Origin of the sequence: Pseudomonas oleovorans subsp. oleovorans (assembly GCF_002197815.1) — a bacterium.
Taxonomy (GTDB): Bacteria; Pseudomonadota; Gammaproteobacteria; order Pseudomonadales; family Pseudomonadaceae; genus Aquipseudomonas; species Aquipseudomonas oleovorans.
Genome location: NZ_NIUB01000055.1, coordinates 1 through 24,214 on the forward strand (window position 1 = coordinate 1; position 24,214 = coordinate 24,214).

General features: G+C 59.8%; 20 protein-coding genes, 1 other RNA gene and 3 pseudogenes. 10 read left to right on the top strand and 14 right to left on the bottom strand.

From position 1 onward, the window contains the following. Positions 1 to 125, top strand: a pseudogene (locus tag PSOLE_RS23995) (IS1595 family transposase); the annotation flags it as partial. Between the two features lie 4 nt (positions 126 to 129). Here the strand turns inward: PSOLE_RS23995 and PSOLE_RS21810 are convergent. From PSOLE_RS21810 to PSOLE_RS24315, 7 genes and pseudogenes are all read right to left on the bottom strand, one after another. Beyond that, positions 130 to 804 (bottom strand): annotated as a pseudogene (locus PSOLE_RS21810) (cryptochrome/photolyase family protein); the annotation flags it as partial. Next, positions 801 to 2,201, bottom strand: coding sequence for a 3'-5' exonuclease family protein (locus PSOLE_RS21815; protein WP_074860640.1), 1,401 nt, complete (start codon positions 2,199 to 2,201; stop codon positions 801 to 803). The pseudogene PSOLE_RS21810 and the gene PSOLE_RS21815, both read right to left, overlap by 4 nt. Next, positions 2,198 to 2,500, bottom strand: a complete 303-nt coding sequence (locus tag PSOLE_RS21820; protein ID WP_074860642.1) for a DUF6482 family protein — start codon at positions 2,498 to 2,500, stop codon at positions 2,198 to 2,200. Before PSOLE_RS21820 ends, PSOLE_RS21815 begins: the two co-directional genes overlap by 4 nt. A 131-nt stretch (positions 2,501 to 2,631) precedes the next feature. Next, positions 2,632 to 3,123 (bottom strand): TIGR00645 family protein, encoded by a 492-nt coding sequence (locus tag PSOLE_RS21825; RefSeq protein ID WP_004423362.1) that lies wholly within the window; start codon positions 3,121 to 3,123, stop codon positions 2,632 to 2,634. A 139-nt stretch (positions 3,124 to 3,262) separates the two neighbouring features. Continuing rightward, positions 3,263 to 3,616, bottom strand: a complete 354-nt coding sequence (locus tag PSOLE_RS21830) for a PA4575 family protein (protein ID WP_074860656.1) — start codon at positions 3,614 to 3,616, stop codon at positions 3,263 to 3,265. A 165-nt stretch (positions 3,617 to 3,781) separates the two neighbouring features. Continuing rightward, positions 3,782 to 6,271: a Lon protease family protein gene (locus PSOLE_RS21835; RefSeq protein WP_074860643.1), complete on the bottom strand. Its 2,490-nt coding sequence runs from the start codon at positions 6,269 to 6,271 to the stop codon at positions 3,782 to 3,784. Positions 6,272 to 6,354: 83 nt separating this feature from the next. Next, the gene (locus tag PSOLE_RS24315) at positions 6,355 to 6,513 is read right to left on the bottom strand and encodes a hypothetical protein (protein WP_162884198.1); all 159 of its coding nucleotides are present in this window, start codon (positions 6,511 to 6,513) and stop codon (positions 6,355 to 6,357) included. A gap of 48 nt (positions 6,514 to 6,561) precedes the next feature. On the opposite strand from PSOLE_RS24315, the gene PSOLE_RS24835 reads away from it, so the two are divergent. Further along, positions 6,562 to 6,759, top strand: a complete 198-nt coding sequence (locus PSOLE_RS24835; protein ID WP_242408725.1) for a hypothetical protein — start codon at positions 6,562 to 6,564, stop codon at positions 6,757 to 6,759. 66 nt (positions 6,760 to 6,825) lie between these two features. Further along, positions 6,826 to 7,053, top strand: coding sequence for a magnesium transporter (locus tag PSOLE_RS24840; RefSeq protein WP_242408747.1), 228 nt, complete (start codon positions 6,826 to 6,828; stop codon positions 7,051 to 7,053). Here PSOLE_RS24840 and PSOLE_RS21845 read toward each other — a convergent pair. Next, on the bottom strand, positions 7,023 to 7,367 hold the full coding sequence (locus tag PSOLE_RS21845) for a TraR/DksA family transcriptional regulator (protein WP_074860645.1): 345 nt from the start codon (positions 7,365 to 7,367) through the stop codon (positions 7,023 to 7,025). The two genes, PSOLE_RS24840 and PSOLE_RS21845, sit on opposite strands and share 31 nt — an antisense overlap. A gap of 142 nt (positions 7,368 to 7,509) precedes the next feature. Between PSOLE_RS21845 and PSOLE_RS21850 the strand changes: the two genes are divergently transcribed. Next, the gene (locus PSOLE_RS21850) at positions 7,510 to 9,363 is read left to right on the top strand and encodes an Lnb N-terminal periplasmic domain-containing protein (RefSeq protein WP_074860658.1); all 1,854 of its coding nucleotides are present in this window, start codon (positions 7,510 to 7,512) and stop codon (positions 9,361 to 9,363) included. A gap of 66 nt (positions 9,364 to 9,429) precedes the next feature. Then, positions 9,430 to 9,675: a hypothetical protein gene (locus tag PSOLE_RS21855; RefSeq protein WP_004423350.1), complete on the top strand. Its 246-nt coding sequence runs from the start codon at positions 9,430 to 9,432 to the stop codon at positions 9,673 to 9,675. Positions 9,676 to 9,691: 16 nt separating this feature from the next. Here the strand turns inward: PSOLE_RS21855 and PSOLE_RS21860 are convergent, their stop codons facing one another. Next, the gene (locus PSOLE_RS21860) at positions 9,692 to 12,607 is read right to left on the bottom strand and encodes a hybrid sensor histidine kinase/response regulator (RefSeq protein WP_004423348.1); all 2,916 of its coding nucleotides are present in this window, start codon (positions 12,605 to 12,607) and stop codon (positions 9,692 to 9,694) included. A 129-nt stretch (positions 12,608 to 12,736) separates the two neighbouring features. Here PSOLE_RS21860 and ssrA point away from each other — a divergent pair. From ssrA to PSOLE_RS21885, 5 genes and pseudogenes are all read left to right on the top strand, one after another. Next, positions 12,737 to 13,128, top strand: a transfer-messenger RNA (tmRNA) gene (ssrA, locus tag PSOLE_RS21865). A 173-nt stretch (positions 13,129 to 13,301) separates the two neighbouring features. Further along, a complete protein-coding gene (locus PSOLE_RS21870) occupies positions 13,302 to 14,507 on the top strand; it encodes a tyrosine-type recombinase/integrase (RefSeq protein ID WP_074860647.1) in 1,206 nt (401 codons plus the stop codon). Between the two features lie 488 nt (positions 14,508 to 14,995). After that, positions 14,996 to 15,232, top strand: a complete 237-nt coding sequence (locus tag PSOLE_RS21875) for a helix-turn-helix transcriptional regulator (RefSeq protein WP_033985542.1) — start codon at positions 14,996 to 14,998, stop codon at positions 15,230 to 15,232. Next, positions 15,225 to 15,791, top strand: coding sequence for a helix-turn-helix domain-containing protein (locus PSOLE_RS21880; RefSeq protein ID WP_244597254.1), 567 nt, complete (start codon positions 15,225 to 15,227; stop codon positions 15,789 to 15,791). Before PSOLE_RS21875 ends, PSOLE_RS21880 begins: the two co-directional genes overlap by 8 nt. Positions 15,792 to 15,988: 197 nt before the next feature. After that, positions 15,989 to 16,717: pseudogene (locus tag PSOLE_RS21885) on the top strand (IS5 family transposase). 87 nt (positions 16,718 to 16,804) lie between these two features. On the opposite strand, the gene PSOLE_RS21890 reads toward PSOLE_RS21885, so the two are convergent. From PSOLE_RS21890 to PSOLE_RS21905, 5 genes are all read right to left on the bottom strand, one after another. Continuing rightward, positions 16,805 to 17,965: a PDDEXK-like family protein gene (locus tag PSOLE_RS21890; RefSeq protein WP_158212592.1), complete on the bottom strand. Its 1,161-nt coding sequence runs from the start codon at positions 17,963 to 17,965 to the stop codon at positions 16,805 to 16,807. Positions 17,966 to 17,991: 26 nt separating this feature from the next. Further along, complete coding sequence (locus PSOLE_RS21895) at positions 17,992 to 21,174, bottom strand: type I restriction endonuclease subunit R (protein WP_074860649.1); 3,183 nt, start codon at positions 21,172 to 21,174, stop codon at positions 17,992 to 17,994. Positions 21,175 to 21,248: 74 nt separating this feature from the next. Further along, complete coding sequence (locus PSOLE_RS21900; protein ID WP_074860651.1) at positions 21,249 to 22,931, bottom strand: ATP-binding protein; 1,683 nt, start codon at positions 22,929 to 22,931, stop codon at positions 21,249 to 21,251. A 37-nt stretch (positions 22,932 to 22,968) separates the two neighbouring features. Next, on the bottom strand, positions 22,969 to 23,136 hold the full coding sequence (locus PSOLE_RS24170; protein ID WP_158212593.1) for a hypothetical protein: 168 nt from the start codon (positions 23,134 to 23,136) through the stop codon (positions 22,969 to 22,971). After that, a partial coding sequence (locus PSOLE_RS21905; RefSeq protein ID WP_211281484.1) for a restriction endonuclease subunit S occupies positions 23,133 to 24,214 on the bottom strand: 1,082 nt, incomplete at its 5' end. The genes PSOLE_RS21905 and PSOLE_RS24170, both read right to left, overlap by 4 nt.

The window sequence follows — 24,214 nt, forward strand, 5'->3', positions numbered from 1 at the left end:
AGTACCTAACGAACTATCTGGGCTGGCGCCGCCTGCTTGAGCGCTACAAAACACAGCTCAACCCATTGATTTGCTTGAAAGAGGCGTTGGGGTATAGGGATATGCAACAGTTAACTCAGACATAGCCTAATCAAAACCCTCCAGGCTGCCGTAATGGTTGGCGAAGCGCCGCTCGACCAGCGCCAGCACATCACGGGTGATGGCATCCGGCTCGATACTCAGCTGCGCGGGTGGACACACGCCTTTGGGCAATGCCTTGCGGTTGTCCGCATCGAAGTTCCAGGCACCGCCCTCCGGTGTGCCGTCAGGGTTGAGCAGCAGCCCGCTGTCACGGCGCATCTCACGGTAGAAGAACTCCATGCGCAACTGCTTGCGCCCCTTGGCCCAGGCAGCGAACGCATCGCGGCTGCAGAGAAAGCGGCTGTCCTGATGCCAGTGGATCGGCACGCCACAATGACGCAGCGCCTGCTCCAGGCGCCAGTCGCCGCACTCAGTCAGATGCACCTCGGCAGGATCGAGCCGTTGCGTCCAGCGCAGCAGCTCGCCCGGCAACGAACCCGTGTTGTCAGGATCATTCAGGGCCACGTAGTGCACCTGCAGGCCCTGCTCACGCAAGGCTTCGGCGAAATGACGCATGGCGCTGAAAATCAGCGCGATCTTCTTCGGGTGATGCGGCACATGGCAGGCCTCTTCCATCACCTCGGCCAGCAGCACGTGATCACGGGCTGGGTCTATGTCCTCCAACGCACCAAGGCCGTGGGTGAGCTGGTCGCCCAGTATGAGAATCAGACGACGAACAGTCACAGCAGCACGATCTCCATGTTCGGGTTGCGGCGCAGGTGGCCGAGCAGGATGTGATAGGTGTCGAGGTTGAAGCCGCCACGACGCTTGGTCAGTAATGGCTCGGCCCGCTCGAAACGATCTACCGTGCCAAGGTGGCGCCATTGATCGAGCACGTGCCACTGGGTCAGGCCGTGCCGGTCATCGCGCTCGACCAGCGCGACCGGTCCGGCCCATGGCCAAGCCTGGGTTTGCAGGCGCTCGGCGCTGGCGAGCAGCCGCGCATCGTGCACCCGGCGCGACTCCTCGCCACAGCACGCCCCCGCACAGCGCCCAAGCTGATAGGCGAAGCAGGCACCCTCGCCCTCCTCCAGACCGAGTACAAGCAGGCACAAGCGTCGCTGCCGCGCCTGCTCAAGCAGCCACTGACGCGCGTGATGTCGCGAGCGGAACAAACCGGCATGCCTGAGCCCTGGGCTCAACGCCTGGTGCTGCAGCAGTTCGATGTGCAGATCGCCAGGCTCGCCCACCAGCGCCCAGGTCAACAGCTCGCGCTGCTTGCGCAGACGACGGTTGTACAGGGGTTGCAGACGCTTGATCTCGGCGGACTCGAACAGCAGAGCGCCCAGCTCACCGGCCGTGATAGCCACCTGCACATCGCGGATCTGCTGCACCATCTGCAGGCTACGGCGGTCGCGATGATCGTTCTGAAAGTGCGACATCACCCGGCGGCGCAGATTGCGGCTCTTGCCCAAATACAGTTGCGCACCACCGTCGCCCAGGAAGTAATACACACCCGGACGTTCCGGCAACTGGGCGAAACGCTCCGCGGCCAGCAACGGGGGCCGCGCCGCGCTGCGCAGCTGATGCCCCAGAGCCGTCGGCGCGACCTCCTGCAGCAGGTGCTGAGCCAGCGTCAACACGGCCTCGGCATCCGGCACGGCGCGATCGCGGAAGAAACGCGTAATGCCAAAATGTGCACAAAGCGCATCGAAGCCGGCGCTCGCCAACTGCGGCAACGTCGCTCTGGCCAAGCGCAGGATGCACAACTGCGGCGGACGCAGCGTCTTCCAGTCAGGCAGCACTCGGCGCAAGAACGCCAGGCTGAAGCGCAGGTTATGGCCCATCAGCACGCGGCCGCGAATGGCATCGGCTATCGCCCGCGCTTCGCTGTCGATGCGTGGCTGGCCACTTAATTCCAGAGGGTGTAATCCACTTAGACTGAGCAACTGCGGGGGCAACGCGACGCCTGGCTCGAACAACCAGTGCAAGCGCTCTGCGACACACCCCTCAGCATCGACCTGAATGATCGCCAGCTCCCAGATGGCATCGCGCGCTGGATGCACGCCCGTGGTCTTCACCTCCACAACTGCCAGGGCCCTGCCCTGCAGCGTGGCGGCTGCAGCGAACGTCGCCGTCACCAGCCAGAACGGAAGGCGATGGGTACGCGCAGGCTATTGTCAGCCGATGGCATGCCGCACATCTCGTCATGTACCGAGCTGTGCACCAGGAAGAACGGCAGCGCCGGCATTTCCTGCAGCACGTCACGCGCATGTTCTACCGAACGCAGGTTAAGCGTACTGCCCTGGTCGGTAAGAATCGGGTGGGCACGTCCTTCCATCCGCGCTTCGAGCAGATAAATGCCACCTTCTAGGGAGATCAGATTGAGTTCGTCGACGCGCCCGGCTTGGGCGTGGGTGGACAGATCATTCAGGTTCATCAGGCTTGCCTTCGGCCTTAACCATACAAGAACTTATACAAAAGCAATTCTTGTACAATAAAGAAAAAGCTCAAGCCCAGAAAGCAAAACGCCCGTCACGTTCGGACGGGCGGTTGCGAGGCGGCTTCGGATCAGTCGTGCTTGGTGACCTTGTCCAGATAGCCCATGGCGAAGGCAGAACCAACGAAGGTCAGGTGAATGATCACGTACCATTTCAGGTACTCCAGATCGTAGTTCTTCGCATCCATGAACACCTTGAGCAGGTGGATGGAGGAAATCGCCACGATGGACGCCGCCACTTTCATCTTCAGCGAACTGGAGTCCATCTTGCCAAGCCAGCTCAGCTTCTCGGTGCCTTCGTGAATATCCAGGCGTGAAACGAAGTTCTCGTAGCCGGACAGCATCACCATCACCAGGAGCCCACCGACCAGCGCCATGTCGATCAGCGACAGGAGCTTCAGGATCACATCGGCTTCGGCCAGGGAAAAGATCTGCGGCAGGATGTGATAAAGCTCTTGGAAGAACTTGACCGACAAGGCGAGCACGGCGAGAGAAAGACCGAAGTAGATCGGCGCCAGCAACCAGCGCGATGCGTACATGGTGTTTTCGATGAAGCGTTCCATGGAGAACTCACTGAGGGAGGGAAAATCGCGGCGAGTATACCCATCGCCCAGCATCAGCAGAAGATGCCCAACGCACTGTGGATAACCACAGCCCTGCTGTCTCGCCCAGCTGGCCCTGGCGCGCCTTGTTTCAGGCGTTTCAGCTCTGCCCGTCAGTCTCGGGCTGCGGCTGAAATACACCGCCATGGCTGTGGCGTTCGCCGTTGACACGACGCAACTCGGCCTGCAAGTGCAGACACCAGATCGGCGGTTCGTAGCATTCTACGTAGCCTTGCAGGACTAGGCTCTCGGCAATCGCCGTAAGCACCCCTTCAGCGACAGAGGGCCCATAGAACGGGCCCTGCGCCTTGATCGCGGAAGGCTGCGCCCCCGACATACCGGCGGCGCAAAGCAGTGTCCAACGTCCGTTGTCTCCTGCCAGTGGCTTGATCACGCACTCGATTCGGGTGACCAGGCCCAGGCATTGGCGGGTGAGACAGAGGCTGCGCGGCATGGCGGCGACCCTCGCGGAATCCAGGCTCCAGCCTACACCCCGAACGATCGCACTGTGAAGGCCAAAGTTATCCATGCAATCTGTGGATAACTCTGTGTATGAGGCGTGAGCAAGAACGCCTGCGCGCCTGTCCCGGGCAATCCGGGACAATCGTGCAAGATATGATCAGCTCGCTGCGCCTTCGCCCTCGCCTTTCTTGCGCCGTGGCGCCTTGGCCGGTTTCGCCGCTGCCGCCTCGGCTTCGGCTTTCGCCTTGTCCGCGTCGGCCGGCTTGAGCGCTTCTTCCAGCCCGATCTCGGCGATATCGCGCAAACGCTCGACCACACGGGCGTTGACGCTGCCTTTGGGGAAGCGACCCTTTTCGTCCGGGTGCCCGGCCGCCTCGCCGACCAGCAAGCTCAATGCCTCGTCGACATGGCGCACGGCATAGACGTTGAACTGGCCGGCACGCACCGCCTGCAGCACACGGTCATCGAGCATCAAGTTGGCGACGTTGGAGTGCGGGATGATCACCCCCTGCTCGCCAGTTAGGCCGCGCGCCTCGCACAGGCGGAAGAAGCCTTCGATCTTCTCGTTGACGCCGCCGACCGCCTGCACCTCGCCGAACTGGTTGATCGACCCGGTGATGGCGAAGCACTGCTTGAGCGGGGTGCGCGACAACGCCGAGATCAGCGTGCACACCTCGCCGAGCGAGGCGCTATCGCCGTCGACGTAACCGTAGGACTGTTCCAGGGCGATACTGGCGGAAATCTCCAGCGGAAATTCCTGGGCGTAGCGGCTGCCGAGGAACCCGGTGAGGATCATCACGCCCTTGGAGTGAATTGGCTGACCAAGGCTGACTTCACGCTCGATGTCGACGATGCCGCTACCGCCCGGATAGACGGTGGCGGAAATCCGCGCCGGCACACCGAAGGCCGAGTCACCGACCTCCAGCACGGTCAGGCCGTTGCACTTGCCGACGGCGGCACCGCAGGTGTCGATGAGAATGATGCCGGCCAGCATGTCGTCGATGATCCGCGCCGACACGCGTCCGGTGCGGGTGGCCTTGGCCTTGAGCGCGCGCTCGATATGGCCGACGTCGGTGATGCTTTCCCCGGCAAGCTGGCGAATGAAGTCGGCCTCGCTGACCAGCTGGAACAGGTCACCGATACGCGCTGACAGGCGACCCTGGTGCTCGGCCAGACGCGCGCTGTGAGTAGCCAGGCGCGCCACCGCAGCGCCGGTCAAGGGCGCCATGCCCTCTTCCGAGGTACGCGTTTTCATCAGTTGCGCGAATTGCTCAAGACTTTCTTCGGCGAGCGGGATGTCCTCGTCGAAATCGACCAGTACGCGGAACATCTCCTGGAAGTCCGGATCGGCGTCCTGCAGCGCGTAATAGAGCTGACGCGAGCCGATGATGATGACTTTCAGCTGCAGCGGAATGACCTGCGGGTTGAGGGTGACGGTCGCGATGCGGCCGAGGTCGCCCAGCGGCGACTCCATCTTCAACTGGCGTGAATGCAGGGCGCGCTTTAGCGCCTCCCAGACGAAGGGCTCACTGAGCAGTTTTTCCGCCTCGACCACCAGGTAGCCACCGTTGGCGCGGTGCAACGCGCCGGGGCGCAGCTGACGGTAGCTGGTGTACAGCGCGCCCTGATCGGAGCTGTACTCGATGCGGCCGAACAGGTTGTCGTAAGTCGGGTGCGACTCGAACACCACCGGTGCACCGCCGTTGGCGTGATGACCAACCACCAGGCTCGGGCAGTACATTTCCTCCAGCAGCTTGCGCAGTTGCGGGTCGGCCTTGTCGACATCCACCAGTTGCTCGACGGCGGTTTTCAGCAGGTTGATCTGCATGGCCTGCAGATAGGCGCAGACGCCGGCGTTTTCCGCGTACTTCTCCGACAATGGCGCCAGCAAGGGCTGCAACGCGACGGTGATGGTCTCTTCATTGAGTTGACGCAGCAGGTTGCTCGACTCGCGTTTCCACTGCGGCAGGCTGGCCAGCTCCTCGTTGAGGCGTTCTTCCAGCGCGGCAATATCGGAGTGGAAGCGCTCGCGCTCGGCTTCCGGCAACTGAGCGAACTCGGCTTCATCCAGCGCCTTGCCGTCGGCCATCGGGGTAAAGGCGATATTGGTGCTGTCGCGATACAGGGCCACGCCCTTCTCCAGCGACAGCTTCTCGATCACGTCCAGCGCCTGGTCGTAGCGCTTGTTGAAGCTGCGATCAATGGCGCTCTTCTTCTGCTGGTAGGTCGGTGTTTCGAACACTGCCGGGAAGGTGGCCAGCAGATTGTCGATCAACTGGTTGATATCGGCGATGAAAGCACTCGCGGTGCCGGCTGGCAGCTCCAGCGCGCGCGGCTCGCGCGGCTCATCGAAATGGTTGACGTAGACCCGGTCGGCCGGAGTCTCCATGCGCTTGGCTTCGGCCTTGAGGTAGCGCTGCACGAAGGAGAAGCGTCCGGTACCCGGCTCGCCCATGACGAACACGTTGTAGCCAGGACGCGGCATGGCCACGCCGAACTGCAGGGCCTCGACCGCGCGGGCCTGGCCCAGTACGCCGCGGAAGGGTTCGAGATCATCGGTACTGCTGAAGTTGAACTGCTCGGGGGCGAAGGGGCGGGTCAGTGAGTCGGGGGCAAGGCGCAAAGCATCGAGGCTACGCTTGGACATTGGCGATCCTTATAGCGGGCGGAAGTTTCCGCAAAACATGGGGTGATTCTGGGCCTGTGGCGCGAAAGGGATCAAGGCTTGATTCAGCTCAGGATGAAAAATCCGAGCGCGTAATAAGCTGCCCACCACCGCCCTTCACGCGAAAGCCGCCATGCCCAGAACCGATCACCTGCATTGAGGAAAGCTACGGCCTGCGTCAGCGCAACCAAGCCGATGCGCTGTTCGAAACCCTTGGTTTTCACGTTACCCAGGTTGGCAACGCCTCGCCATTCTGGGCCTTTCGCCTGCGCGTGCCTTGGCTGCTGGCGACCATCGCCAGCGGCACCCTCTGCGCCCTGCTGGCCAGCCTCTACGAACTGACCCTGGCCAAGAGCATCGTCCTCGCTTTCTTCCTTACCCTGGTGCTGGGCCTGGGCGAGAGCGTGAGCATGCAATCGATGTCGGTGACCATCCAGGCGCTGCGCAGCGTCCGCCCCAATCTGAGCTAGTACCTGCGCAGCCTGCGTCATGAACTGCCGACCGCGCTGCTACTCGGCAGCACCTGCGGCAGTCTGGTGGCGATGATCGTCTGGCTCTGGCGCGGCGAGGCCTGGACCGGACTGATCATCGGCTGCAGCATCCTGCTGTCGCTCGGCGCTGCCTGCCTGCTCGGCCTCAGCGTACCAACGCTGCTGCACGCCCTGAGGCTCGACCCGAAGATCGCAGCAGGGCCGGTGACCCTGGCAGTGACCGACCTGTGCACCTTGCTGTTCTACTTCAGCCTGGCCGCCTGGTTGCTGTGACCCTCCCTATCTTCGGCACAACGCAGGCAGTATTCGGCCACCGGCAGGGCGGCCAGGCGCGCCGCTTCGATCGGCTCGCCACAACACAGACATTCGCCATAACGCCCTTCGGCCAGGCGCTGCTGCGCCTGGCGCACCAGTAGCAATCCCTGTTCAGCCTCGGCCAGCAGCGCTTCGAGCACTTCGTCATTCTGCCGCTGCTGCGCCTGTTCGGCGAAATCCGCCGAGTGGCTGCGCCCCAGATCGCGGCGAATCGCCTCGGCGCGGGTGGTGTAGTCATGCAGCAGAGCGTCCAGCACATCACGGTGAGCCATGGGCAGTCTCCTAGCGTTGAAGAGCGCTCAGTGTGATGCGCAGCACGAAGCTCGTGACTGACGCCGGTCAGCACTTGCGCGAAATGTCTTGTTCGACTGCCTTGACACCAATCGACAGCCTGGCCAAAGCTCGGCCATCGCCATGACCAGAAGAACAGCGATCTTGAAACGGATATTCGCCGTCCTTGCCCTGAGCCTCAGTCCTCCCCTGCATGCCGCCACGCTCGAACAACTGGCCAACGACCCCTACTGGATCGCCCTCGGCCACTACGAGACCGGCAAGCTCGGCGGCTGGCGCAGCTATGTCGACGACGACGATTTCTTTCTCGCAGAAGATGGCGACAGCAACCCTGCAGCCGAACTGCAGGCGACCCTGAAGGCCCTGTACCAACCCGCTGAACTGGGCGACCGTCACCCACAATGCGTCTACCCGGCGCGTACCCGCTGGCTCAAGGCGCAATTGCAACTCGATGACCTGCCCAGCCCCGACTGCGCCGAATACCGAAACTGGATCGCCGACGTCAATCCGCACAGCACGGTGCTGGTGTTCCCAGCGGCCTACCTGAACAGCCCCTCGTCGATGTTCGGCCATACCCTGCTGCGCATCGATCAACCGGATATCGACAGCCACAACACCGCGCTGCTGAGCTACGCGCTGAACTTCGGCGCCTTCATCGAAGGCGACGACAACAGCATTCTCTATGCCTGGCGTGGCCTGATGGGCGGCTACCCCGGCCTGTTCGCCCTGGTGCCGTATCGCGAGAAACTCAGCGAGTACAACCGCCTGGAAAACCGCGACCTGTGGGAATACCGGCTGAACCTGACGGCAGAAGAAACCGCGCGCATGGTCGAACACGTCTGGGAGCTCAAGCAGATCCGCTTCGACTACTTCTTCTTCGACGAGAACTGCTCCTACCGCCTGCTGGAGCTACTGGAAATCGCCCGCCCCGGCATCGAGCTGACCGAGCATTTCCCGCTCACCGCCATCCCCACCGATACCGTGCGTGCGGTGAAGGACGCCGGACTGATCGAGCGCATCGACTACCGCCCTTCGCGCGAGCGTGAGCTGCTGGCGCGCGCGGAGTCGTTGCAGGCCGACGAAGAGGCCTGGGTCTTGCGCCTGAACCAGGACCCGGCGCGACTCGAGGATGCCGACTTCCTCGCCCTGCCGGCAGAACGTCGCGCGCTGATCCAGGACGCCGCCTTCCGCCTGGTGCGCTACCACGCCAACGATGAAGAACGCAGCAGCAACGCCCAGCGCAGCTTCCAGTTGCTCGGCGCGATCAACCGCAACCCGCCGCCGCCGCTGGAGGTCGAGCGCCCGCCATTGCCCGAGGAAGGCCACCAATCGCGCACCTGGCAACTGGCCGGCGGCAGCCGCGATGATCGCGCCTTCGCCGAATACGGCCTGCGCATGGCCTACCACGACCTGAACGACAACCTGGACGGCTTCCCGCTCGGCGCACAGATCGAGATTTTCCAGCTCAAGCTGCGTCAGTACGAGAACAACCACTGGCAGCTGCAACGCCTGGACCTGGCCAACATCCGCTCGCTGACACCGCGCAATGCCCTGCTGCAGCCGCTGTCCTGGCAGGTTGGCGGCGGCCTGGAGCGGGTGCTCGGCGAAGATGGCGACACCCGGCTGGTAGGCCATATCAGCGGCGGCGCCGGTGCCACCTGGCAGTTGCACGATGACCTGCTCGGCTTCGCTCTCGGCACCGCGCGTCTGGAATACAACGAGGATTTCGCTGCCGTGATCGCCCCGGCGCTGGGCTTCAACAGCGGGCTGCTGTGGCGCAACCCGTTGGGTAACCTGACATTGGAGGCAGCCGGCGACTACTTCCACAACGGCGAAGTGCGCCGGCGCCTGTCGCTCAACCAACAGTGGGAAATGTCACGCAACCTCGGCCTGCGCCTGAGCGCCCAGCGCGAGTTCAGCCAACTGGCCAGCCCGGTCAATGAAGTGAAGCTGGAGCTGCGCTGGTATCACTACTGACACACCAATGCACTGACGACAGGCTTCTATACTGAAATTCCCGCCACCCGTTTCAGGAGAGTCACCATGCGTCGCACGCTCATGTTTCTCGCCGCAACCCTGATCAGCCTGCCACTGTGGGCCATGCATTGCCCGCAGGATATGGCCAAGATCGATGCATTGTTGCAAAGCGATCCGCCTGCCGACCCAGAGGTGCTGGCCAAGGTGCAGGAGCTGCGCGCCGAAGGTGAAGCCCTGCACAAGGCCGGCGATCATGCCGAGTCGGTCAAGGTGCTGGGCGAAGCCCTCGACCTGCTGGCCGCCAGCGAATGAATCACGCTGGGCTTGCTCAATAACCGCTGTACAGCAAGCCCAGCGCGACCTGACGCACCTCCTGCAGATCCACCGGTTTGCTCAGGCAGGCCGAAGCGCCGCGCGCTTTGGCATCCTCGAACAACCGTGCATCGGCCACCGCGCTGATCACCATCACCGGCACATCACGCAAACGCGGCTCAGCGCGCATGGCGTCGAGAATATCCAGCCCATTGCCGTCAGGCAGGTCGATATCCAGCAACACCAGTGCCGGCTCACTTTCCTGCAATTCGGCCAGTGCCCGCTGGCATGAACTCACGCCCCTGACCTCGGCAAACTCACGCAACGATGCCTGCAGGATCTTCATGCAGGCGGGATGATCCTCCACGCACAGCACCTGCACCAGACTTTTCACGGCCTGCGCCGGCACCTCGGCAGTCTCGTCGCCGAACACATCAGGGCTGGCCGCACTGGGGATGTCGAGCCAGAAACGACTACCGACACCAGGCTCGCTACGCACGCCGATTTCGCCTTCCATCAACGTGGCCAGCTCGCGGCAGAGCACCAGCCCGATGCCAGTACCGGGAATATTCGAGCTTTCCCGGCCGAGACGCTGAAAAGGCTGGAACAGCTGCGCCTGCTGCTCGCTGGAAAGCCCCGGTCCAGTGTCGTCAACCCACAACCGCACACAGTCGGCACGCACCTCGTAGCCCATGCGGATCATGCCGCGCGGGCTGTTGTACTTGATCGCATTGGACAGCAGGTTGAGCAGAATCTGCCGTACCCGGCGCGGGTCGCCCTGTACGAACAAGGGCGGATTGGCTGCCTCCATCACCTGCAGTTGCAACTGTTTCTGCTGCACTTCAGGCTGCACCAGCTCGGCACAACCGTTGAGTAGCGCGCCGATTTCGATCGGCTGGAACTGCAGCTGCTGACGCCGGCTCTCGATGCTCGACAGATCGAGAATGTCGTCTACCAATGAAGTGAGATGGCGACTGGCGGTGACAATTTCGCGCGCGTAATCGGTCTCCAGTTTGGCGTCGTGCTTGTCCTGCACCTCCATCTCGATCAACTGGGCGAAGCCATGGATGGCGTTGAGCGGCGTGCGCAGTTCGTGACTCATGCTCGACAGAAAGCGACTCTTGGCCTGGCTGGCCGCGAGCGCTTCAAGGCTGGCGTGGCGCAGTTCTTCCTGCACTTGTTTGAGCCGAGTGATGTCGACGTGCGTACCGGCAATACGCAGCGGCCAGCCGCTCGCGTCACGCGCCAGGACCTTGCCACGGCTGAGCAGCCAGAGGTAATCACCGCGGCAATCGAGATAGCGGTACTCGGCGTCGAAATACTCTTCGCCACTGTCAGCGAATAGCTTGCGCAGGTGACGCAGACGTTCCAGATCATCGGGGTGTACGCGCTGGTTGAACTCGCTAAGCGTCAAGTGATTCGCACCCAGGCCAAAACGCCGGACGAAGCGCTCGCTGAGATCAATGGTCAGGTCGGTGGTATCGATCTGCCAGAGACTTTCAGTTGTACTCTCCAGCACCAGTTGCAGAATGCTTTGCGCCTCCTGCCGCTCATGCTCGCTGGCCTTGAGTTGCTTGCCGGCCTGCTGCACGGCGTCAGCCAGGCGACTGACCTCGGCGATATGACTGTCCGGCACGGCTGGTAAATATTTGCCCTGCCCCAGGCTGGTCGCCATGTCGACGATGCCATCGATGGGCTCGGCAAGTTGCTTGCTGAGGTTGCGCGAACGCAGCCACATCAGGGCGAAGAACAGCAGATAGAACGCTGCCAGGCCGGCAATCAGCAGATAGCCGATCTGCATGTAACGCTCGGCCAACTGGTTGGTGTCATGGAAGATCTGCTCCTCGTCCACCACCAACAGCAAGCGCCAGCCGGTTTGCGGAATTTCGCTCCAGGCCACCAGTTGCTTGCGGCCGCCGAGCAGCACTTCCTGCACGTTGCCATTGCCCTCGTTCATCGCCTGAAGCAATGGCTCCATACCCTCGCGCTTGGCCAGGTTGAAGTCCTCGGGCTTGAGTACTTCACGGCGCACGGCCTCTTCGTAGGAGTACTGGGTCAGCTCACGCAGACCAAAATCCAGCTCCCCTGCCTTCGGCAACGCCATGATGTTGTGGTCATGGCTGACCAGCATCGCGTAGCCCTGCCAAGGCACGTTGAGTTCGGCAATCTCGCCCAGTATCTGGCCCACGGTCACGTCGAGACCGACCACGCCTTCGAGAAAGTCCTCGCGATACACCGGGGCGATGGCCGACATCATCCATCCCAGGCCTGCCGGGTCGAGGTAAACCTCGGTCCACATCACCTTGCGTTCGGGGTTGTGCTTGGCGTCAGCAAGGTAATAGAAGTTGTAATCGGGTATCACCATGTCATGGGGATACTGCGCGGGCGTATCGAACCAGGGGTAAATGCGGTTGTAGCTGTCCCAGGTATTGAAATACAGCGCCGCTACCAGCGGGCTGGCCTGCTGGATCGAACGCATCAGCGGATCGAGTTGCGACAGCCGCATGGCCTTGGCGTGATCCTGTTGCGCCAGCGGCGTACTGTTGGCATAGAAGGATGCTGCGCGCCCGTCATCGCTGCGGGTATAGAACACGCCACTGTCAGTAACTGCGTGGCGCTGATGCTCGAGCTCATCGGCCTGGAAGCGCGTATCGAGCAACGCCTCGTACGCGGCCTCACGATAAACCTGCACCAGCGACTCGATGGAGCGCAGGCGCCCATCGATGATCTGTCCTTCACGTTGCGCGGCACTGGCCAGATCCTTGACTGCCGTTTCCTGCAAGTGTTCGATCTGCGCATCACGAATCGCCTGATTGCTCAGCAGATACACCGCGATCAGCACCGACTCCACCAGAATCAGCGGTATGAGCGCACTTTGCACAAACGCCCGCCATATCCACTGACGCAGAGGGTAGCGGCTAGAACTCGGCATTGAGGCTCCTTCCGGGGGCAAGCGCAGACAGACGCAGGGCGCCATCATAGCGCCCTGCGATGGAATCCGCAGTCGACGCAGAGGAACCTTTGCCGTAAACTCATGTCCTATCCGTAACCGCAAAGCTTTGGGGCCGATTAGGATTCGACGCCGGTAGCGAAGCTCGAGGTGCATGCCGACTTGGTAACAGAAGTCGTAAATCAACTGTTGCAACTTTCTATAGTTGCCAATGACGAAAACTACGAGGGCTACGCTCTCGCTGCGTAAGCGGCGCGACTAGTCCTTCTGGTAGCTTCGGCTCCAGCGATCACTAGGGGATGCCTGTAAACCTGAAGTGATTGTCATGCAGAACAGGATCGCCGCGTAGTACGTTGTGGACGAAGTGGCTAAAACTTACACAACTCGCCCAATGCACCCTGCCCGTCGGGCGGCTGAGGGTTAACTCAATAGACACGGCTAAGCATGTAGTACCAACAGTAGAGAACTGGCGGACGGGGGTTCAAATCCCCCCGGCTCCACCAATTTGTCTTCCCAGGAAGACCCAGAAAAGCCGTAAAGCATAGAGAAATCAAAGCTTTACGGCTTTTTTATTGCCCATATCATCCCACGTAATCCCGGGGCATCCCACAGTTGACGGGGGCATATATGGGGGCATAAAACGCTCATCAACTCGCTCGGAGAGGATGTGCCCCCAATGCCCTTGAAAGACACCAACTGCCGCAACGCAAAGCCCCAAGACAAGCCTTTCCGGCTTTACGACGAACAGGGGCTGTATCTGGAAGTGCAGCCCAACGGTAGCCGGTATTGGCGATTGAAGTACCGTTTCCAGGGAAAGGAAAAACGACTGGCGCTTGGCGTTTATCCGGAGGTTGGCCTGCAAGAGGCCCGACGCAAACGTGACGATGCCAGGGCTCAGCTAGCGGGAGGCCAAGACCCTTCGCTGCAAAGACGCATGGCCAAAGTCGTTAGCCTGCTCGATCACCAGCACACCTTTGAATCGGTTGCTACACAATGGCTTAGCGTTCGCGAGTCCTCTTGGGATCCGGAGTACACCCGAACGGTACGGCAGCGCCTTGAGCTCAATGCATACCCATGGCTGGGAAAGCTACCCATCAGCAGCATCAACACACCTATGCTGGTCGAAAATCTGCAGCGCATCATCAAGCGCGGTGCTCGCGAAACTGCCCGTCGTGTTGCCCAGATCTACAAACAGATTTTCGAGTTCGCCGAAGCGGCGGGCATCACCCCGCCCAACCAAATCGGCAATCTGTCGCGCACGCTCCCAGCCAAGAGAGTGAAACACTTTGCCGCAGTGACCGATCCTGAAAAGCTTGGCGAACTGCTGAAGGCACTGGATAGCTACACCGGTACGCTGCCCGTCTGCTGCGCGCTGAAACTTGCCCCGCTGCTGTTCTGCAGGCCGGGCGATCTGCGACACATGGAATGGTCAGAGCTCGACCTAGATGCCGGTGAATGGGTGATTCCTGGTTACAAGATGAAAGGGCTTACCGTCACCAAGCATGATCGACCAGACCACTTGGTTCCACTCAGCCGACAAGCAGTTGCGGTTCTGCGCGAGCTAAAACCACTTACTGGGCGACATCGATATGTCTTCCCATCAGCGCGAGGAGGTGACCGGCCGATGTCCAACAATGCAGTCCTCAGTGCCTTACGTCGCATGGATATAGGAAGTGACGAGATGACTGGGCACGGCTTCCGTGCGACGGCGAGAACCATAGGTGCTGAGGTTCTAGGTTTTCGCCCGGATCTCCTAGAGCATCAGCTTGCTCACACGGTCAAAAATCCTCTAGGACGAGCGTACGACCGAACCTCATTTCTCCCTGAACGCCGTCAGATGATGCAGCGTTGGTCGGACTACCTGGATACAATCAAGGCATGATTCACTACCTGAGCCCCCGGCCGATAGCCCGAGGTCATGGGTAGGCTGCTAGACTCATCCCGAATGCTCTGCTCACGCTTAAAATTTATAGGCTTTAATAGTTGCGTCTCGCGGCGTGATGATGCTAAAAAACCACACGTGCATCTATAGCACGTCACGTAATACCACCGCACCTAGGCGGTCAAGATTTGAGCACCACTAGCTACCAGACTAGCAGTGGCCTCCAATAAAGCTTGCAGGACGTTACAGGCAGCGCTTCGCCTACATCCTGTTTACAGAACGCCAGTTCTGTTCTGCTCAGCCTACCTACAGGCGAGCAAAGCTATCCGCTCTCCAACAAAAAAGTTGGGCCGGATTCAAAATCCTCACAAATAAGTTCTCCTGAAAATTTTGCTGTTTTGCAGCCGGGAGGACACCTTCTACATCCCTAAAACATTGCGTATCGCAGCCCTGAGGACGCTGCGGCGCCACCGTTTGAGCACTGAAAAATGGCACAACGTACCGCACCAGAGGTTGAGGAACTCCGTTTTTTGCGTTTACCCGAAGTTGAAAAAGCTACCGGAAAAAAACGCTCCACCATTTATCGTGATATTGCCTCCGGCAAGTTCCCCGCCCCATATGATCTGGGCAGTAGCAGGTCAGTCGGCTGGCTCAGCACCGAGATATCTGCCTGGATCCTGAGTCGTCCGCGCGTACAGCTACGTGGGGTGCATAACAATGACTGACGTACCATCCCCACTGCGCGCGCAGACCCAGTGGTTTCATTTGTTCAAAGCAATGGTCGATCACGGTGAGGTGGCCCGAATCGGACCCTACGCGTTTACGGTTTATGCAGTGATTAAGGCACATGCCAATTATCACTCCGGCATAGCGTATCCGGGCATCGAACTGATCGCTGAAAAATCCGGCGTCAGCCCAGCACAGGTCAAACGTGCACTGGGAGTGCTCCAAGCAGCAGGCCTTATCACAAAGACAAGAAACGGCCGATCCAATCACTACACCCTACGCGAAAAAATCCAGGTCACTGAGGCCGACCTACTGCACACTGTAGCAACTTGGGACTACGTGCCAAGCCGCACCCAACACGCCGTTTCCGAGCTCAAAAAAGCAATGCTCTCCGGCGATTTCGCAGGCACTCAGATCCTTAACATCGAGCGACTAAATATACAAATCAACCTGGCCGGAGGTAATTCCCAGATCGAGGACACCCGAAGCATCAACCTAGATCAACTTGACCCCAGCATCGCCAAAACGCTACGCAAACATCTCAACCGGTCGCAATGAAGTTATACACAGCTCAGAGTGATACGTATCACTCTGAGCTGTGTGCGCACCTGAAGGGGCTCTCTCAGCTCCCTATCGAGGCTAAACTCAGCTCACCCTGAGCCACTAAAGAGAGAGAGAAATAAGCTTATAGGGATGGTCTGAAAAAGACTTCCGAATCTGGTGAAATACGCCGATCCCGCCAGTCAAGTTTTTCCATAAAGCAGATGACCTTCGCCGACGCCGAGTACGCCGGCAAGCGCAAGCAGCCCCGTAAGGAATTGCTCCTGATCGAGATGGATCAGGTGGTGCCGTGGAAGTGATTGATTGCCCTGATCGAGCCACACTACCCAAAGGGTGAAGGTGGTCGTCCAGCCTATCCGCTGATGGCCATGTTACGTATCCATCTGATGCAGAACTGGTTCGGCTACAGCGACCCGGCCATGGAAGAAGCGCCGGCTCTACGAGACTACCATCCTGCGTCAGTTCGCCGGGCTGAGCCTGGAGCGCATTCCCGAAGAAACCACCATCCTCAACTTCCGTCGCTTGCTGGAGAAACATGAGCTGGCAGCCGGCATCCTGGCCGTCATCAATGGCTACCTGGGGGATCGCGGCCTGTCGCTGCGCCAGGGCACTATCGTCGATGCCACACTGATCCACGCGCCCAGCTCGACCAAGAACCAGGACGGTAAGCGCGACCCGGAGATGCACCAGACCAAGAAGGGCAACCAGTATTACTTCGGCATGAAGGCGCACATCGGCGTGGATGATGAGTCGGGGCTGGTACACAACGTGGTAGGCACGGCAGCCAACGTGGCGGATACGTGAAGGTGCGCTTCTGTGGCCTGGCCAAGGACACCGCTCAGCTGGTGACGCTGTTCGCGCTGTCAAACCTACGGATGGCGCGCCGACATTTGCTGACTACCGCAGGAGAGGTACGCCTGTAATTCGGAAAATGGCTGCTGCGAGGTGCTCGCGGCGGCCAAAAACGGAGAACTGAGCGGGGGGCCGAGCCCCTCTTTTTTGCTCTGAACTTAAAGGGAAACCCGGTGCTGCAACGCCTCGTTAATTTCCTGCACATAGGTAGCAGCAAGACCCAACGTGATTTCCAGATCATCCGAGGTGAAATCATTGCCATCAGTCAGCACCCTGCGTGCCTCATCTAAACCTGGCCTTGAGGACACATAACGAATGCCAGGCCAGTGCTTGGCCGTTTCCACTGACAGAGGCAAAGAAGATTGCTCTTCTAAGACTGAAAGATCCGACTCGCGGATGAAGGGGAAAACACCAAGCCAGTTGTGTTTGTAGATCTTCACCCAAACCCCAGCCGGCCAATGAAGCAAGCGGATGTGCAACGAACAGAAAATAACAGCCTTATCGTCCTTGGTATGCTCACACTCGATCTGCAACTGGCTCGGATCTACGCCCAACAGTGGTTCCTTGCTCAGCCGTGACTCAAGGGCTGCAAACGCCTCCAAGACCTTGCGCTCAATGCAGCGATCATGCTGCCGAACGATCTCTTTGTAGGCCGCTTCATTTTTTCTGAAAAGCTCCCAGCACAACGCCTGCGTTCGCGTACTACCGGTCATGTGCAACTCGATATGATTTACAAATTGGTCAAGGAAGATTGCAGCACTGGCTGACAACCCTGGTGCCCGGCGGCATTCTCTGCTGATCTCAGCGATCTGGCCGTAGTCCATGCAGTACACCGGAACACTGTCCTGGGCATTTGCCGTCTTGGGCGCTCGACCATTAGGGCTCAAGAAGACCAGCGCCTGCGTGAATCCGGGGAAAAGAATCCGTAATGTCTCCTGATACCTGGCTAACTGCTCTTCTTGCTCCCCGGCATCAACCTTGTTCTCGATGCCGATAACCAATTGATGGGCGGGAAACACGACGACCAGATCAATGCAATTCAGCTCTCGATAGACCTGAGAGTGCACATTGGGCTTAACCGCTTCGTATAGGGCATCGACCTCAATAGCCTCACCCGAGAACAAGCGCGTATGCGGAGCAGCCAGCGCCATGACAAACCGGTTGAGAAACTCTGCCCCTAGCTTGTGGCTGCCAGCACGATCCAAAAAGGTAGCGAGGATGCGCGAATGCACCAACTCCTTGCTATGAATCCCCATTGCTCTGAAAGGCTCGAATTGGTGAGCGAAGTCCGCAAGCTCAGCAAATTGCGGATCTTGCATCAGGGCCTCAACCATCTCTGGCAGGCTCAACCTCTGGTCCCCTGCAGCAAATCCGCCCCCGCATCCTTCTTCAGCAGCTCATACACCACCGTCAGAAACACATCCCGCGTCGACTCGTCGCTGAGCAGCTTGGTCGCCATGCTGGTGTGGCTGTTCATGGCGGCGGCGATGGCGGAGATGGCTTTCGTGGGCAGGTCGGCCTTCATGGCCTGCTCCATGGTGTTGTTCTGCACCTGAGCCATCACCACGCTGTCAGCCCGTAGCTTCTCTGAAACGTGCACGGCAAAGGCCACCTGGTCGGTGTCGGTGATGTCCTTGCCGAAGGCGTTGTTGAGCTTCTCGATCAGTTCGGTAAGGTACTTCTTCTCGCGGTCGCGGGCGTCACGCAGGCCATTGTCGGTCATGCCGTAGAGTCCGGGCGTTTCTGCCTGCACGCCGACGCCACTGAGGTTGTCGCCTTTCTTGATCTTGTAGTGGCTGAGCTTGAGGTCGCCCAGATCCACCTGCTCCGCCGTGATGCCCTTGAGCCGCTTGCGCAGCAGGCGGGCATAGCTGGCGAATGCCTCCAGGCTTGGGTCGGCGAAGTCGATGAGCTGGGCGATGTACTCGTAGCTGCGCACGAACTTGGTCAGGCTCTCGCTGAAGATCATCAGCTCGTCGCGGGCTTTGCAGTACTCCGAGCGCTGTACGTCGGCGTACTCCATGTCCTTGTCGCTGCCCTCGTCGTGTGCCTTTTCCCAAGCCTTTTCCCACTGATCGATGGCGTCGTTGAGCGTCTTCAGCTTGCCGTTGAAGCGGTCAGTAGCTGATTGCGTCAGCGAGAACAGTTTCTGGTGCGTCACCTTTGGATCGACGATGGCGTCGCCGAAAGCCTCTACCTCAGCCTGCTCGTAGATGAACATGCCATCCAGACGCTGCTTGATGTCGTAGACGATGTTCGGATCCTGGATGTCCGCCACCTGGGCATCGCGGTAGAAGGTCTTGAACGACGCGAGGATCTCTTCGGCCTTGTTGGCGAAGTCGATAACGAAAGTCTTGTCCTTGCCGGGGAAGGTACGGTTCAAGCGCGACAGCGTCTGCACCGCCTCCACGCCGGATATTTTTTTGTCCAGGTACATGGCCACCAGCTTCGGCTGATCGAAGCCGGTCTGGTACTTGTTGGCGACGATCATTACTCGGTAGTCCGGGGTGTCGAACACCTTGCGCATGTCACGGCCATGCAGGCCTGGGTTCAGGTTGGTTTCGCTGAACTGATGATCGGCTGGCAGGCTGGGTTCCTGCACATCCGTATTGGGCACCTCACCAGAGAAGGCCACCATGGCCTGCACGTTGTCGTAGCCCTTGCGCTTGCAGTAGTCCTCCAGCGCCAGGTGGTACTTAACCGCTGCCGCACGCGAGCTGGTCACCACCATGGCCTTGGCCTGGCCACCGAGCAGGTGTGCGACGTTCTTGCGGAAATGCTCGACGATCAGCTCGACCTTCTGCCCCACGTTCACCGGGTTGAGCGACAGCCACTTGGCCAGCTTGCGCCCGGCGCTCTTCTCGTCCACGCGCTTGTCATCGACCATCTCGCTGCCGATTTTGAACGCCACCTCGTAGCTGGTGTAGTTCTTCAGCACATCGAGAATGAAGCCTTCATCGATGGCCTGCTGCATGGTGTAGAGGTGAAACGGTGCCGGCGGGTTGTCGGTGCTGACGGGCTGCGCCGGGTTGCGCGGACGGCCGAACAGGCTCAGCGTCGAATGCTTGGGCGTGGCGGTGAAGGCGAAGTAGCTGGCATTACCCGGCCGACTGCGCGAGCTCTGCCACACGGACAGCCGCTCCTCCTTGGACAGCTTCTCCCACTCAGCCTCGCTCTGCCCGGTCAGCACATAGCGCAGGTCGTCCGCCGTGCTCCCGCCGGTGGAGCTGTGTGCCTCGTCGATGATGATGGCGAAGCGGCGGTTGCGCAGGCTCTGTTCGCCAAGAATCGCCTTCTGCGCATAGGGGAAGGTCTGCAGGGTACAGACGATGATCGGCACGCCATCCAGCATGGCCTTGGCCAACTGCTGACTCTTCGGCAAGCTCGACTGTTGGCGGTCGATGGCGCAGACCACACCGGCCTGGTGCTCGATCTGCTGGATGGCATCCTGCAGTTGCTGATCGAGCACCTGGCGGTCGGTCACAACAATCACGCTGTGGAAATACGGCTCACCATCCGGACGGCGCACGCGGATCAGCGAGTGCGCGGTCCAGGCGATGGTATTGGTCTTGCCAGAACCGGCGCTGTGCTGGATCAGGTAGGGCTGTCCTGCCCCTTCAACCCGCACCGCGTCGATCATCTTGGTCACGCCTTCCCACTGGTGGAAGCGCGGGAAGATCAGACTTTCCTTGAAGAAAGTCTTACCGTCAGCGTTTTGTGTTTCTTTGCGCTCCTGCAGCACGAAGCGGTGGAAGATGTGCAGCCAGTTATCCTTCTGCAGCACCCGCTCCCAGAAGTAGCTCACCGGGTAATGGCCGTTCTCGCCCGGCGGATTACCGGCGGCGCCATCGTTGCCCCGGTTGAACGGCAGGAAGAAGGTCGAATCTCCTGCCAGTTTGGTGGTCATGCGGATGTCGCTGTCGCTCATGGCGAAGTGCACTACCGCGCCGCGCTTGAAGGTCAGCAGTGGCTCCAGGCCGCCGCTCTTGCGCTCCGGGCGGCGATCCATACAGTACTGCTGCATGGCAGCCTGCACCGACTGGGTGAAGTCGGTCTTCAGCTCCACCGTGGCCACCGGAATGCCGTTGATGAAGAAGGCCAGGTCGATCTCGTCGGCCTTGTCCAGCGAGTAACGCAACTGCGGCACCACCCGCAGGCGGTTGGCCGCGTAGCGGGCGATCACCGTGTCATTGCGCGCGTCCTCGGGCAGCGCCTGGCTCATGGCCAGCGTGCCGCCACCGGCCACGGCAAAGCCGTAGCGCAGCACATTCACCGTGCCGCCATCGGTCTTGTTTTCCAGCTGCTTGACCAGCCGATCCAGCACCACATCACGAGTTCCGACGCCATTCATGGCAAGGATCTTGGCCATGGCCGCAGGCTGGCTGTCTTCCAGCCAGCCCAGCACATCCTCGGGGAACAGGGCGCGCCCCTGGTCATAGTCGGCGGACTTACCCACCAACCAGCCGGCAGCAGCCAACTGCTCGACGATATGGCGTTCCAGCTCGCATTCGTGGTGGATCTGGCTCATGACATCCCTCTCACATTCATTCCCAAGCACAGCTGCACAGCACTGCCTTGTCTAAAACCTTGTCTAGAGCTTGTCTAAACCTTGTCTTGCCTGGAGCCGGACAGCACCCATCGACCCTTTTGCTGACTGCCTTGTTTTTCAATGGTTTTATCGCGCTGCGACATGGCATTGAGCAGGTTGCGGAACTTGTTCTGCTTCTGTTTCTCGTCTAAAGCATCCGAAAGCTTGTCTAAAACAAGGCCTTTCAAGTCATGCGGGCTGGCAGAGCCAAACTTGCGCAGGTAGTCGAGGATCAGATCCTTGTAGTACGCGTCATCAAAGGCTCGATTGCGGATGTATTCGCCCTTGTTCCCGGTTGCCTGAGCCACCTGCGCCGCCGGGTAGTAGTTGGGTTTACGCCCCTCAATCAGCCCCTGCTTGCGCAGCAAGGCGGCTGCGTCATCAGTGATGGCCTGCTTCTTCTGCACCCGGTCGAGCAGCATTACCGTGTTCAACGGCAGATCCTGCCGCTCCAGCAGCAGGCGGGTGTAGTTCTCGTCGATCACATGCCCGTAGATCTCCAGCACCACCTTGTCCGGGGTCGACTTACTGTAATCAGGCAGCGGGAAATAGCGTTTGCGCTGGGACTGGGTCATCGTGCTGATACCAAAGCCCATGGTATCGATCATGCTCAGGCTGACCATGGCCTGTGCCAACCAGGGATTACGGTAGCGGCTCGGCGTTACCTCACCACCGAAGTAGTCCTCGGGCTTACCCTCGAAGAAGCCACCGGCATTCTCGAACACCAGCCGGTCCAACCGCTCGGTCACTAGGATGCGCGAGCGCAACTGGTAGTCCTGGTGCGCGATGCAGTTGTGCAGTGCCTCCAGAATCACCCGGGTGTCGTACTTGCTGACTTCCGTAGCCAGTAGCTGGTTCTGCGGAAAGAGTTTGTAGCCGATATTGCGGATACGGTGCAGCACCTGCGTGGTACTGAGCAGAAAGGGTGGCCCGAAATGCTCGTAAGCCTGCTCCTCCCCCATCAGCTTCCAGGTGATCTGCGCTAACGCCGGCAGGAAGTGGCTGGCCTCCGGCTTGCCGAGTAGCAGCAGGGCAGTGCGGGTTACACCGCCCTGGATGGTGATCTTGGCCTTATCGAGAAAGGTCGCCACATCCCAGCCGGCAATGTCCTGGGCAAAGGCCGCATTACGGTGCTTCTCGGCAAATTTCTCGCGAGCCAAGGCAAGTGCCGATGGGTCCAGATCGTTCAGGGTTGCGCCTTCGACAATCTGCGCTGACCAGTCAGTGGTATCGAGCGGCTCATGCAGAATGGCCTCCAGACGTTCCTGGCGCATTTCCACCAGGGAGTCATCCAGCCGCTGCCAGGCCTTGTCATGGGCATACACCGGCATGCGCGGTCGGTGTTTGGGGGTATGGAAGACCCACACCGTCTTGCCGGTATCGTCCGTGGTAAAGGGCTCGACGCGAAAGGCTTCCGAATCAAGTGCGCGGCAGCGCTCCAGCAGGCGCTGGCGAACGCTATCGACGGTCTGGTTATTGAAGTCCTGAATGCCCACGATGCGCAGTGTGGCGTCTTCGACACCGATCACCAGATGCCCGCCCTCCATGTTGGCAATGGCCGACAGGTAGCTGATCACATCGCTACCTGCTCCACCCGTTAGGGCATGGCGCAGGTTCTTGAACTCCTTCCATTCACAGGCTGCATTTTCCTTGGGGAAATGTTCAAGCAGGTACTTCTGAAGGGCCGCTTCGTTCATTGCCGACAGTCCAGAGAACGTGATGAATGAGTCCAACTCAATTCGCGACGCAGTGCGTCGCGAATTGGCTGGATCGAGCACAAAGGAACGAACGGCGAACCGCATCATCAAGCTCAGCATCGGCCCAGCTCATGATCTCAATGGCCAGCAGGCCATTGGGCGTGCCGTCCACCAGAAACAAACGCAGGCTGCGGCCCTGACTCATACCGCCTCCCGCAGATTGATCTGGCCGGTAACGGCGGCGGTGATCAGGGCCGAGCGACGCTCTTTGAGGAGATCAATGCTGCGCTCGGTCTTGGCTAGCAACATATCTAGCCTTTGTGTCTCGCGATGCAAAAAGCCTACAACTCGCTTCTGCTCATCAGTAGGAGGAATAGGCACAGGAAGTGATTTCAGAATCGGCACACTGATGTTCACCTGAGCAGTACCCCAGCCCTCAATGCTGAAGTAATGAACGGCAGCAGCACTATTCATCCAGTAGCAGTAGTAGTCAGGCTGCATTCCATCCTTGAGGGTCGTGATCAGCATGGTAAAGCACTGGCAGCCTTCTAGCTCAGGGGGCACAACCGCCGTAACACCTGCGTTACCGGTACGTACAGTTATCAAGTCGCCTGCATGAATAAGCTTCGTATCTCGATCATCTGCAAAGTCCGCATTTACGTGCAGTATTTCGCCGATGATTTTGTATGGCCTGATGTTAGTGGATCGAAGAATAGGTGTTCCCGAGTCGGCATAGGCATGGGTGGCTGCCTCAGCAATACCTACGACAGTGCGAGTGGCAACCCTAGAAACGACACCTACATCCCAATGCTCCGGCACCTCCCCCAACCACTCCACGCCGGAGTCCTTCATCTTCGCGTTCGGGTCGAGGCCCTTGGTGACGGCATGGGTGATCAGCGCCTGGCGCTTTTCGCGCAGCAGTTCGATAAAGCGGGTTTTCTTTTCAATTAGCGCATCGATGCGGGCGGTTTCGCGGTCGAGGCGGCTCGCAATTTCATCGACCTCTTCCGCATGGGGTAGAGCAATGAACATGTTGCCGATTTGCTCAAAATTAAGCCCCTCGCGGCCTGCACCATTCTGCGAGAAGTCAATCTGCGCTTGTGTTGGCGCTGATGGAAAATTGACCCACCCTGCCGATTGAAATTTGACCCAGGGCGGATTGCTGATTTTGTTACCAGCAACTGTGGATAAGTCTACCAGCGCAGCTGCTGTTGCCCCCACTCCTTCGCTAGCCCAGTTCAGTTGTTTAAGACCTGCCACACGCAGCCATGTAGCAGGCCGTC

What these genes read in the sequence shown, in the direction of transcription:
- PSOLE_RS21820 (WP_074860642.1), bottom strand. Translation starts at nt 2,500, where the DNA reads ATGAACCTGAATGATCTGTCCACCCACGCCCAAGCCGGGCGCGTCGAC.
- PSOLE_RS21825 (WP_004423362.1), bottom strand. Translation starts at nt 3,123, where the DNA reads ATGGAACGCTTCATCGAAAACACCATGTACGCATCGCGCTGGTTGCTG.
- PSOLE_RS21830 (WP_074860656.1), bottom strand. Translation starts at nt 3,616, where the DNA reads ATGCCGCGCAGCCTCTGTCTCACCCGCCAATGCCTGGGCCTGGTCACC.
- PSOLE_RS21835 (WP_074860643.1), bottom strand. Translation starts at nt 6,271, where the DNA reads ATGTCCAAGCGTAGCCTCGATGCTTTGCGCCTTGCCCCCGACTCACTG.
- PSOLE_RS21845 (WP_074860645.1), bottom strand. Translation starts at nt 7,367, where the DNA reads ATGGCTCACCGTGATGTGCTGGACGCTCTGCTGCATGACTACACCACC.
- PSOLE_RS21850 (WP_074860658.1), top strand. Translation starts at nt 7,510, where the DNA reads ATGACCAGAAGAACAGCGATCTTGAAACGGATATTCGCCGTCCTTGCC.
- PSOLE_RS21855 (WP_004423350.1), top strand. Translation starts at nt 9,430, where the DNA reads ATGCGTCGCACGCTCATGTTTCTCGCCGCAACCCTGATCAGCCTGCCA.
- PSOLE_RS21860 (WP_004423348.1), bottom strand. Translation starts at nt 12,607, where the DNA reads ATGCCGAGTTCTAGCCGCTACCCTCTGCGTCAGTGGATATGGCGGGCG.
- PSOLE_RS21870 (WP_074860647.1), top strand. Translation starts at nt 13,302, where the DNA reads ATGCCCTTGAAAGACACCAACTGCCGCAACGCAAAGCCCCAAGACAAG.
- PSOLE_RS21875 (WP_033985542.1), top strand. Translation starts at nt 14,996, where the DNA reads ATGGCACAACGTACCGCACCAGAGGTTGAGGAACTCCGTTTTTTGCGT.
- PSOLE_RS21880 (WP_244597254.1), top strand. Translation starts at nt 15,225, where the DNA reads ATGACTGACGTACCATCCCCACTGCGCGCGCAGACCCAGTGGTTTCAT.
- PSOLE_RS21890 (WP_158212592.1), bottom strand. Translation starts at nt 17,965, where the DNA reads ATGCAAGATCCGCAATTTGCTGAGCTTGCGGACTTCGCTCACCAATTC.
- PSOLE_RS21895 (WP_074860649.1), bottom strand. Translation starts at nt 21,174, where the DNA reads ATGAGCCAGATCCACCACGAATGCGAGCTGGAACGCCATATCGTCGAG.
- PSOLE_RS21900 (WP_074860651.1), bottom strand. Translation starts at nt 22,931, where the DNA reads ATGAACGAAGCGGCCCTTCAGAAGTACCTGCTTGAACATTTCCCCAAG.
- PSOLE_RS24170 (WP_158212593.1), bottom strand. Translation starts at nt 23,136, where the DNA reads ATGAGTCAGGGCCGCAGCCTGCGTTTGTTTCTGGTGGACGGCACGCCC.